Source organism: Micromonospora sp. NPDC006766, assembly GCF_040636055.1.
GTDB lineage: Bacteria > Actinomycetota > Actinomycetes > Mycobacteriales > Micromonosporaceae > Micromonospora.
The window spans coordinates 1-9,755 of record NZ_JBEYIX010000092.1 but is presented as its reverse complement, the minus strand read 5'-3'; the positions used below and the strand labels follow the sequence as shown (position 1 = coordinate 9,755).

Here is a 9,755-nt window from a genome sequence, read left to right as displayed (position 1 = left end):
ACTTGTGCACTTCTTATCTTGCCCTAGCCGGTCTGTGTGTCGTGTGCGCGCGATCGACTCACTGACCGGAGATGCGGACAAACCGCAGGCAAAGGATGCTTCGCCGTGGCTCTATAGCGCAAGGCCGTCGACGCAGGAGATCATCGCGCCGCCGTGAAGCCGGTCAACTCCCCGGGCACATCGGTGCTGGTGTCACGAACCGAAGGCCCGGCAGACAAAGCTGTCGGTGGCGAAGAGGATGGTGCGCCGGGTTTCCGGACCGTACACGCCGTCAGCGCCGATCGAGTGATATCTCTGAACGGCGGTGAGGGCGGCGGCCGTCGCGGACCCGTAGACGCCATCGACCACGAGGGCGGTACTGAACACGCTGCGGTGCATGCCGGCGGTGGATCCGGACCAGTAGCACGAGTTCAGGTGCTTCTGAAGATTCGAAACGGCCCCGCTCTGATTGCCTTTCGACAGCACGCAGTTGACGTTGCCGGTATTGGTGCCAACGGACGGCATCGTGAACGGATAGTCACCGACCCAGAATTTTGAGGTGCTGGTGCAGGAGCTGGATGCGGCGTTGGCCGGCACTGCGGCGACGACGGTGAGGAAGGGCACGGCGGCGATTACTGCGGCGGCAAGCCGGACAGCACGTCGTCTGAGCAGTGTCATGTTGACCTCCGTAGGGTCGACTACCTCGACTTTTGCATTTTCTGGGCGCTACATCCGCCAATACATAAAGCTGCAGCGGAGCCGTTGCCTGTAAGCGCCAGCCTTTCCAGGGCAGCTTAATATGGGAGATCATCCATGACAAGGCCGTCGTGTCTTCACCGCGCCTACCGGCAGTGTGGGCAGCACCTACCGGCACGACCGGCGCACAGACCGCCGAACCGTCCACTGCGGCCGACCCCGTTCCGGATCGGATCGCCGCCCTGCTGATTCCCGCCCGACGCGAGCGCACCTGCCCCCGCGCCGCCAAACGAGCCCGCCCGCGTCCGCCACCCAGGCCGACCATCACCAACAGCTCCAACCTTCGACCCGGGCGGCGTGATGGCACACAGACACAATTAACCCAGGTCTGCGAAATGCGGAGCGGGCAACACGACGTTGCGCTGCTCAAAACGCGACACAAACGTCGAGAGGCTGGCGGCTGACCCTTTTCCCCGCACGCGGATTACGGCCAGTGCCGTCTGGACGAACGCGGGAAATACAACGAGCAGTGCGCCGGGCCTGCCACGCGCCAACTGCCAGTATCGGCATCGGGATCGGCCTATGGGAAGACGGTGAATTTCGGTGCCGGTTCCGCCGACGGCGGCACCCGGTAATGGTGGAGAGTGAAGCCCATGATTTCGCGGAAAGCCGGCGCGGCCACCGCGCTGCCCTCGCCGCCTGGGCTCCACGCGAAGACCGCCACCACGTACCTCGGCTTCTCGGCCGGCGCCATCCCGACGAACGAGCCGACCGCGCCGGGCTGGCGCTTACCGTCGACATACCGCAACCCGGTGCCGGTCTTGCCGGCCACCCGGTAGCCGGGGACGGCGGCGGCCAGGCCGGTTGCCTGCCCCTCCGGACCGTCGATCGTGGTGACCGCCTCCAGCATCCGGCGCAGTGCGGCCGCGTTCTGCGAGCTGAGCACCGGCCGGGTGACCGGGGCGGCGCCCGGCGTTCGCTTCCCGTCCGGGCCGATCACGTTTTTGATCAGGTGCGGCTGGACGTACGTGCCGTCGTTGGCGATCGCGGCGTACGCGGCGGCCATCTGCAACGGGGTGGCGTCCACGCTGTGCCCGATCGGCACCGACCCGTACGACGATTCGCTCCACTCGTCGGCGGGCAGCAGCCGCCCGTGGGCTTCCCCGGGCATGCCCTCGCCGGTGGGCTGCCCCAGCCCGAACCGCTTCTGGTAGTCGATCAGGCGGTCCCGGCCCAGCTTTTCGGCGATCTCGATCGTCCCGATGTTGGACGAGAACGCCAGCATGCCGGGGATACTCATCCGCCGCCCGTTGGCCGGATGGGTGTCCTCGAAGGGCACGCCGCCCCTCGTGATCGTGTTGGCCACCGGGAAGGTGGTGTCCGGGGTGATCACGCTCTCCTGGAGGGCGGCACCGTAGGTGATCGCCTTGTGGATCGAGCCGGGGTCGACGACGAAGTTGGTGGCCGCGTCCGCCCGATCGGCCGGGGAGTTGACCCGGCCCGGGTCGGCCGCGTCGTAGCCGGGGTAGCTCGCCTGCGCCAGCACCTCGCCGGAGGGGATCTCCATGATCACCGCCGCGCCGACGCTGCCCCGGATCTGTTCCAACTGGTTACGCAGGATGCGCTGGGCGCGGAACTGCAGGTCGCGGTCGATGGTGAGTTCCAGCGACCCGCCCGGCTTGGCCTCGGTCGTCTCGCTGTAGCCGCCCGGGATCGGTGCGGCCAGGTCGCCCCGCCCCACCTCGTACGTCCTTTTGCCGGGCTGGCCCTCCAGCAGGTCGTCGTACTTCGCCTCCAGGCCCTCCAGCCCGACCATGTCCTGGCTGACGAAGCCGAGCAGGTTGGTGGCCAGGTCACCGCCGGGCACCTCGCGCCGCTCGTCCCGGTGCACGCCGATGCCGTACAGGTCCAGCGCCATGATCTGCTTAGCCTTGTCGATGTCGACGCCGCGGGCCAGGTAGGCGAACTGGGAATCCTTGGTGGTGCCGGGCAACTTGCGCCGCTTCATCTTCTCGGCCAGTTCGGAGGCGGGCACGCCGAGCAGCGGGGAGAGCCGTTTCGCGGTGGTGATCCGGTCCTTCTCCTCGATCATGGTCGGGTCGGCGAAGACGTAGCGCGCCTCGATGCTGTGCGCCAGCGGGGCACCGGTCCGGTCGTAGATGGCCCCGCGCGGGGCCGGCAGCTCGACCGACACCACCCGTTTGTTCAGCCCGCCGTCGGCGAACGCCGGCGGGGTGAGGGTCTGCAGGATGATCAGCCGGATGCCGATGACGGTGAAGAGGGCCAGGACGAGCAGCGTGCCGAGCCGCAGCCGGCGACGCGGATCGGCGAGTCTCGGTGGGCGGCGCGGCTTGCGCGACGCCCGGCGGGCGGCGGGTCGCTGCGGGCGGCGCGGGCCCGGCGAGCGCCGCGACGGTGTCGGTTCGTCGTCGTCGTCGAAGGGCTCCCGCACCGGCCGAGCCGACACGGACCGCACCACCCCGGCCCGGCCGCCCGCCCCGGTCTCCCGGCGGCCGGTGCGGGTCGTCCCGGCCCGGCCGCCGTCGAGCACCTGCAACGCCGGCCGGAAGGGGTCCCCGGAGCGGCTGCTGCGCGGGGTACGCCGCTGCTGGCCGCCCCCGCCCGCCCCGGTCCGGGTGGCGCTGCCCCCCTCCCGGATGGTTCGCCCCCGCGGCGTGTACGCCCGCGCGTCGGAGATCCCGCCGATCCGGGGCTCGCCGGAGCGGGGCACGTCGTCCCGGCCGCCCCGGGACGAGTCGCGCCGGGAGCCCGTGGCGTCCCGGCGCGGTTCCTCCGACCTCGGCGGCATGACTCAGTCTCCGTTGCCCTGCTGGCTGGTGATGGCGGGGGTGCCCTCCGCCGGGTGCGGCACCCCGATCATCTTGCCGTCCGGCAGCCGGATGTACGCCGGATCCGCCGACTCGACCAGGCCGAGCTTGCGGGCGTTGGCGGTCAGGTTGCCCGGGGCGTTCTGGTCGGCGATCTCCTTCTCCAGCTGCTGCTGGTCGCCGTCGAGCTTGGCCTGCTGCTGCTGCAGCTCCCGCAATTTGAACGCGTTTTCGTTGATCTTGGTGTTGACCGCCAGGATGCCGAGCACCCCGCCGACCACCAGGACCAGGATCAGGACGACGAACGGAGCCCGCGGCACGGACACCGGCGGCGGCGGGGCAACCCGCAGCCGTGGCGCCGGCGTATCGGTCGGTCGGGTCCGCTCGGCCGGCCGCAGCGCGGCGCTGCCCTGGGTGGGGAACTCGCGCGCCCCCCGGGCGCGAGTCTCTCCCTGGCGGTCGTGCCGGTCGGCCCCCGCCGTCGCGGCCCCCGCCCGCGCGGTGCGCTGCGCCGCGGTCCGGCCCCCCGACCGCGGTGCGCGCTGCCCGACGGCGTCCCGGCCGTCGCGCTGTTTGACGTTCATGTCCCCTCCCCCTCTTCGTCCGTCCCCTTGCCGTCCCCCTGGGCCGATCGCGGATCCGAGCCGGATCCCGGCGACCCCGTCCCCGGTTGGTGCATCGCCTTCACCCGGCGGCGGTACCGTTCGCGGTCGGTACGCCCCTGCCGGGCCGCCTCCGGGTCGAGCCGTTCCGCAGCCCGCAGCCGCACCGAGGCGGCGCGGGGGTTCGCGGCGACCTCCGCCTCCCCGGGCAGCTCGGCGCCCCGGCTGAGCAGCCGGAACGTCGGGCCCGACCCGGGCAGCTCGACCGGGAGGTCGACCGGGCCCTTGCTGCGGACCCGGTCGGCGAGCGCCTGCTTGGTGAGCCGGTCCTCCAGCGAGTGGTAGGACAGGACCACCACGCGGCCACCCACGGCGAGTTTGTCGAGAGCGGCTGGCAGCGCCGTCTCCAGCGCTGCCAGCTCTCGGTTTACCTCGATGCGTAAAGCCTGAAACGTTCTCTTTGCCGGGTGTCCCCCGGTTCGCCGGGCTGGCGCCGGAATGCTCTCCCGGACCAGCTCGGCCAGTCGCGCCGAAGAGGTGATCGGCGCCCGTTCCCGTTCCCGGATGATCGCCGAGGCGATCTTCCCGGCGAACTTCTCCTCGCCGTACACCCGCAGCAGCCGGGCCAGGTCCGGATGGGCGTAGGTGTTGACCACCTCCTCGGCGGTCACCCCCCGGGTCTGGTCCATGCGCATGTCCAGCGGCGCGTCCTGCGCGTACGCGAACCCGCGGTCGGGTGCGTCGAGTTGGAGCGACGACACCCCGAGGTCGAACAGGATCCCATCGATCGCCGGGTAGCCGAGCCGCTGAAGCACGTCGGGCAGCTCGTCGTAGACGGCGTGCTCGAGGTGGATCCGGTCGGCGAACCGCGCCAGCCGGACCCGCGCGTGGGCGAGGGCCTCGGTGTCCCGGTCCAAGCCGATCAACACCGTGTTCGGATGCGCCGTCAGCACCGCCTCGGCGTGGCCGGCCAGGCCCAGCGTGGCGTCGACGTGCACGGTGCGTCGGTCACGGCCCAGCGCGGGGGCCAACAGCTCGAGACACCGCTCGAGCAGCACCGGCACGTGCGTGCCGCGTAGCTCCCCCATGTCGACCCCCACTGGTTGAAAACCAACTTCCGTCCGTGCCGCGTCCGTCGTCGCCACGACGCCCCTCCGTACCGCCAGATCCCCATCCGCTCCCCGCCCGCCGGAGGCCGCGGCCCTCCGATCGGATCGTGCGCCTGGCACCGGGGAAGGGGTGCCAGGAACTCGAAAGCGGCTGGAGATCTCGCAGTACGTCGGGCGCCGTCACGCCCTACAGACCGCCGGGCAGCACCCCCTCCTCGATGTCGGCGAAGTCGTCTTCGCTCTCCGCGAGGTAGGCCTCCCAGGCCGCCTTGTCCCAGATTTCCACCCGGGTGCTCGCGCCGATCACGACCAGCTCCCGGTCGAGGGCGGCGTAGGACCGCAGGTGCGCGGGAATGGTGACCCGCCCCTGCTTGTCCGGCACCTCGTCGTGCGCGCTGGCGAAGAAGACCCGGCTGTAGGCCCGGGCCGCCTTGCTCGTCATCGGCTGCGCGCGCAACTGGTCGGTGATCCGCTGGAACTCGGGCATCGGAAACACGTAGAGGCAGCGCTCCTGCCCTTTGGTGATCACGACACCCCCCGCCAGCTCGTCCCGGAACTTCGCCGGAAGGATCAGCCGGCCTTTGTCGTCCAGGCGTGGGGTGTGGGTGCCGAGGAACATCGGCCCAACCCCCTCGCCCTGAGCGGCGTTCGCGGCGCCGCTGACCCCCCGGGCCGGTGCGGCCCTCCCGGCCTCACCATCGCGCCCCACTCTACTCCACTTCCCTCCACCCGCAACCGGAAACGCCTGTGCGACGCGGCGATTTCGCGCACAAAAGAGCACGTCAAAGGGGGTGGAGCGGAGTGGAGGGCCGGGCCGCCCCCCGCGGCGCGTCCGCAACCCGACATAGATCGACTCTGTCCGGCCGAGCATCCGACAACCGTCCGACGGGTGCCTCCGCCCGAACGGTTCGCCGTCCGCAGCGATCTGGCGGACGCCGGGGTCCGGTAACCTCGCTCGCGTGACGGACGCGAAAATGCCCCTGCGGGCAAAGGTAGCCAGCTCCGTGTCACGGACCGCCGCGGCGCTGTCCCGGGCCGCGGGCCGTGGCGACGGCTCGGTGATCGGCGGCTGGATCGGCCTCAAAATCGACCCTGACCTGCTCGCCCACCTCTCGGCGGGACGGGCCATCGCCCTGGTGTCCGGCACCAACGGCAAGACCACCACGACCCGGCTCACCACCGCCGCCGTCGGTGTGCTCGGCCGGGTGGCCACCAACTCCTTCGGTGCCAACATGCCCACCGGCCACACCTCGGCGCTGGCCAAGGCCGGCAGCACCCCGTACGCCGTGCTGGAGGTCGACGAGCACTACCTGGCGCAGGTGCTGGAAGCCACCGAGCCGCACGTGGTGGCCCTGCTCAACCTCTCCCGCGACCAGCTCGACCGGGCCAAGGAAGTCGCCATGATGGCGCAGCTCTGGCGCGGCGCGCTGGTCCGGCACCCCGATGTCCGGGTGGTCGCCAACGCCGACGACCCGTTGGTGGTCTGGGCCGCCACGCCGCCCGCCGACCCGGCCCAGGGGCACATCCCGCCGCACGTCACCTGGTTCAGCGCCGGCCAGCGGTGGCACGACGACTCGTGGGTCTGCCCGGAGTGCGGCTCCACCATCCAGCGCTCCGGCGAGCAGTGGCGGTGCACCGGCTGCCCGCTGCGCCGCCCTGAGCCGCAGTGGGCCGTCGAGGACGACGGCGTGCTCGACCCGACCGGCGCCTGGCACAAGGTGCAGCTCCAGCTGCCCGGCAAGGTCAACCTCGGCAACGCGGCCACCGCACTCGCCGTCGCCGCCGAATTCGGCGTACGGCCGGTGGACGCGGTCGTGCGGCTCGGCACGGTCAGCTCGGTGGCCGGCCGCTACGCCCAGGTCGACCGGGACGGGCGCAACATCCGGCTGCTGCTGGCCAAGAACCCGGCCAGTTGGCTGGAGGCGTTCGACATGGCCGACGTGGCGCCGACTCTGCTGTCCATCAACGCGCGCGAGCCCGACGGGATGGACACCTCCTGGCTCTACGACGTCGACTTCGCGCCGCTGCGCGGCCGGCAGGTGCTGATCACCGGCGACCGGGCGTACGACCTGGCCGTCCGCCTCGACGTCAACGACGTGCCGTTCCAACACGTACGCAGCTTCGACGAAGCGATCCGGGCGGTGCCACCGGGCCGGCTGGAGGTCATCGCCAACTACACCGCCTTCCAGGACATCCGAGCGGAGCTGGACCGTGTCAACTGAGAGCCTGCGCATCGTCTGGATCTACCCCGACCTGCTGTCCACCTACGGCGACCGGGGCAACGCGCTGATCCTGGCCCGTCGGGCCCAGCTGCGCGGCATGCCGGTCGAGGTGCTGGAGGTCCGTTCCGACCAGCGGCTGCCCGCCACCGCCGACATCTACCTGCTCGGCGGCGGCGAAGACGGCCCGCAGGCGCTCGGCGCGCAGCGGCTGATCGCCGACGGTGGCCTGCACCGGGCTGTCGCCCAGGGCTCGGTGGTGTTCGGCGTCTGCGCTGGCTACCAACTCCTCGGCACCTCGTTCTTCGCCAAGGGCACCCAGTACCGCGGTCTGGAGCTGCTGGACATCTCCTCCGACCGGGCGCCCACCCGGGCCGTCGGCGAGCTGGCCGGCGACGTCGACGCGCGGCTGGGCATCCCCTACCTGACCGGGTTCGAGAACCACGGCGGGCGGACCCGGCTCGGCCCGGGGGTGTCGCCGCTGGCTCGGGTCACCGCCGGGGTCGGCAACGACGGGGTGACCGAGGGCGCCTGGCGGGGCAAGCTGCTCGGCACCTATTCGCACGGCCCGGCGCTGGCCCGCAACCCGGCCCTGGCCGACCTGCTGCTGCGCTGGGCGACCGGCATCCACCAGCTTCCCGCGCTCGACGACACCTGGGCCGACCGGCTCCGGTCCGAGCGCCGCGCCGCGGTGGCCGCGTCCGCCCGGGCATGAATCCCGCCGCCCGGCGGCCGTCCGCGCACCGGCTCGCGCGGCTGCTCCGACAGCCGTCCGCACGCCGGTTCGGGCTGCTGCTCCTGCTGCTGGCCGGGTTCGGGGTGGCCCTGCTGCTGGTGCCCCGACCGGACCCGGCCGAGCTGCCCCAACTCGCCGACGCCCTCGGCGGGTACGCCCCGGTCACGGCCGTCGTCGGCGGCGCGTTGCTCATGGTGGTGCTGGTCCCGCGTACCTTCGTCACGCTCGCCACGGGCGCGATCTTCGGCCCGCTGGCGGGCGGCGCGTACTCCGTCGGCGCGGCGGCGCTCGCGGCGGCGCTCGGCTTCGCGATCGGCCGCCTGCTGGGCCGGGACTTCGTGGCTGAGCGGGTCCGGGGCCGGCTGGCCCGGCTGGACGGCTGGTTCACCCGGCAGAGCCTGTTCGGGGTGATCACCGTGCGGCTGCTGCCGATCGCCGGGTACGGACTGGTCAGCTACGGCTACGGCACCACCGGTGCCCGGCCGCTGCCGTACCTGGCCGGCAGCGTGATCGCTGCCGCCCCCACCGCCATCGGCTACGCGGCGATCGGCGCCGCGGCCACCTCCCCCGGCCCGGTCAACTGGTACGCCGCCGCGCCGGCCGGTCTCGGCCTGATCGCCAGCGTGATCATCATTCACCGCTGGTGGCAGGCGGAGCGGCAGCGCCGCCTGGGGGCGAGCTGAGCTGATGGTGGTCGAGGAGCGGCTGCCCGGCGGGTTCATCGCCGAAGTGGTCCGGGTGGGCGACACCGTCCGCCGCATTCCGCCGGCGAACCTCGACTTCGTGGTGGCCCTGCTGCGGCACCTGGCCGCGACCGCGCCCGGCCTGGCACCGGCGTACCTCGGGATGGACGAGCGGGGTCGGCAGGTCCTGGCCCACGTCGCCGGGCGGGTGCCCTGGCGCGACCAAGAGCACCTGTCCTTCTTCTCGGGCGCCGCGCTGACCCGGCTGGCCGAACTGATTCGGGCCCTGCACGACGCCTGCGCCGGCAGCCCGCTGGCCGGTGGCGCGGAGACCGTCTGCCACCGGGACCTGTCGCCGAAGAACACGGTCTACCGGGACACGCCAGCCGGGATGCTGCCGGTGACCCTGCTGGACTGGGACCTGGCCGGGCCGGGCCGGCGAATCGAGGACGTCGCCTTCGCCAGCTGGCACTGGGCCACCCTGGGCGGGGACGCCGACCCGGGCGAGCTGGGCCGGCGCTGCCGGCTGCTCTGCGACGCCTACGACGCGGCGGGGTCCGATGTCCCCCTGCCCCAGGACGAGCTGCTCGACGTGATGCTCGACCAGATCGAGGGCACCTGGCAGGGCATCGACGCCGGTGCCGACCGGAACGAGCCGGGCATGCGCCAACTCCGCGCGGCCGGCGCGGTCTCCGCCGTACGCGACTGGCAGCAGTGGCTGCTCCAACACCGCTTAACGGTCGAGGCGGCGCTAAGCGCCCGGTGAGATCCGCACAACCTCAGGGAAAGTGCGGCCTTCCGGCGCGGGGAGGCCGCACTTTCCCTGAAGTTGCGGCCCCCCCGGCCGGGCACGCCGAGCCGGTCGAACAGGCGATGCCCTGGGCGTCCAGGAGGAGCAGCAGC

Annotated in this window: 9 protein-coding genes; 4 read left to right on the top strand and 5 right to left on the bottom strand. The window is 72.0% G+C overall.

Going from position 1 to position 9,755, the window contains the following annotated elements; genetic code table 11:
* Positions 1-192: 192 nt before the first annotated feature.
* From ABZ671_RS31820 to mraZ, 5 genes are all read right to left on the bottom strand, one after another.
* Entirely contained in the window at positions 193-657 is a 465-nt protein-coding gene (locus ABZ671_RS31820) for a peptidoglycan-binding domain-containing protein (protein ID WP_357865038.1), read from the bottom strand.
* A 598-nt stretch (positions 658-1,255) separates the two neighbouring features.
* Positions 1,256-3,484, bottom strand: coding sequence for a penicillin-binding protein 2 (locus ABZ671_RS31815; RefSeq protein WP_357865036.1), 2,229 nt, complete (start codon positions 3,482-3,484; stop codon positions 1,256-1,258).
* Between the two features lie 3 nt (positions 3,485-3,487).
* A complete protein-coding gene (locus ABZ671_RS31810) occupies positions 3,488-4,087 on the bottom strand; it encodes a hypothetical protein (RefSeq protein ID WP_357865034.1) in 600 nt (199 codons plus the stop codon).
* A complete protein-coding gene (rsmH, locus tag ABZ671_RS31805) occupies positions 4,084-5,193 on the bottom strand; it encodes a 16S rRNA (cytosine(1402)-N(4))-methyltransferase RsmH (protein WP_357865033.1) in 1,110 nt (369 codons plus the stop codon). Before rsmH ends, ABZ671_RS31810 begins: the two co-directional genes overlap by 4 nt.
* Positions 5,194-5,401: 208 nt before the next feature.
* Positions 5,402-5,833 carry a division/cell wall cluster transcriptional repressor MraZ gene (mraZ, locus tag ABZ671_RS31800; protein ID WP_357865031.1) on the bottom strand — a complete coding sequence of 144 codons (432 nt, stop codon included), beginning with the start codon at positions 5,831-5,833 and terminating at the stop codon, positions 5,402-5,404.
* A 355-nt stretch (positions 5,834-6,188) separates the two neighbouring features.
* Here mraZ and ABZ671_RS31795 point away from each other — a divergent pair, with 355 nt between their 5' ends.
* Genes ABZ671_RS31795 through ABZ671_RS31780 form a run of 4 tightly spaced genes read left to right on the top strand, consistent with a single transcriptional unit; the run spans position 6,189 to position 9,618 of the window.
* Entirely contained in the window at positions 6,189-7,436 is a 1,248-nt protein-coding gene (locus tag ABZ671_RS31795) for a MurT ligase domain-containing protein (RefSeq protein WP_357865040.1), read from the top strand.
* Positions 7,426-8,148, top strand: coding sequence for a glutamine amidotransferase (locus ABZ671_RS31790; protein ID WP_357865029.1), 723 nt, complete (start codon positions 7,426-7,428; stop codon positions 8,146-8,148). Before ABZ671_RS31795 ends, ABZ671_RS31790 begins: the two co-directional genes overlap by 11 nt.
* Positions 8,145-8,852: a VTT domain-containing protein gene (locus tag ABZ671_RS31785; RefSeq protein ID WP_357865028.1), complete on the top strand. Its 708-nt coding sequence runs from the start codon at positions 8,145-8,147 to the stop codon at positions 8,850-8,852. Before ABZ671_RS31790 ends, ABZ671_RS31785 begins: the two co-directional genes overlap by 4 nt.
* A gap of 4 nt (positions 8,853-8,856) precedes the next feature.
* On the top strand, positions 8,857-9,618 hold the full coding sequence (locus tag ABZ671_RS31780; RefSeq protein ID WP_357865026.1) for a phosphotransferase: 762 nt from the start codon (positions 8,857-8,859) through the stop codon (positions 9,616-9,618).
* Positions 9,619-9,755 lie beyond the last annotated feature (137 nt).

What these genes read in the sequence shown, in the direction of transcription:
- ABZ671_RS31820 (WP_357865038.1), bottom strand. Translation starts at nt 657, where the DNA reads ATGACACTGCTCAGACGACGTGCTGTCCGGCTTGCCGCCGCAGTAATC.
- ABZ671_RS31815 (WP_357865036.1), bottom strand. Translation starts at nt 3,484, where the DNA reads ATGCCGCCGAGGTCGGAGGAACCGCGCCGGGACGCCACGGGCTCCCGG.
- ABZ671_RS31810 (WP_357865034.1), bottom strand. Translation starts at nt 4,087, where the DNA reads ATGAACGTCAAACAGCGCGACGGCCGGGACGCCGTCGGGCAGCGCGCA.
- rsmH (WP_357865033.1), bottom strand. Translation starts at nt 5,193, where the DNA reads ATGGGGGAGCTACGCGGCACGCACGTGCCGGTGCTGCTCGAGCGGTGT.
- mraZ (WP_357865031.1), bottom strand. Translation starts at nt 5,833, where the DNA reads ATGTTCCTCGGCACCCACACCCCACGCCTGGACGACAAAGGCCGGCTG.
- ABZ671_RS31795 (WP_357865040.1), top strand. Translation starts at nt 6,189, where the DNA reads ATGCCCCTGCGGGCAAAGGTAGCCAGCTCCGTGTCACGGACCGCCGCG.
- ABZ671_RS31785 (WP_357865028.1), top strand. Translation starts at nt 8,145, where the DNA reads ATGAATCCCGCCGCCCGGCGGCCGTCCGCGCACCGGCTCGCGCGGCTG.
- ABZ671_RS31780 (WP_357865026.1), top strand. Translation starts at nt 8,857, where the DNA reads ATGGTGGTCGAGGAGCGGCTGCCCGGCGGGTTCATCGCCGAAGTGGTC.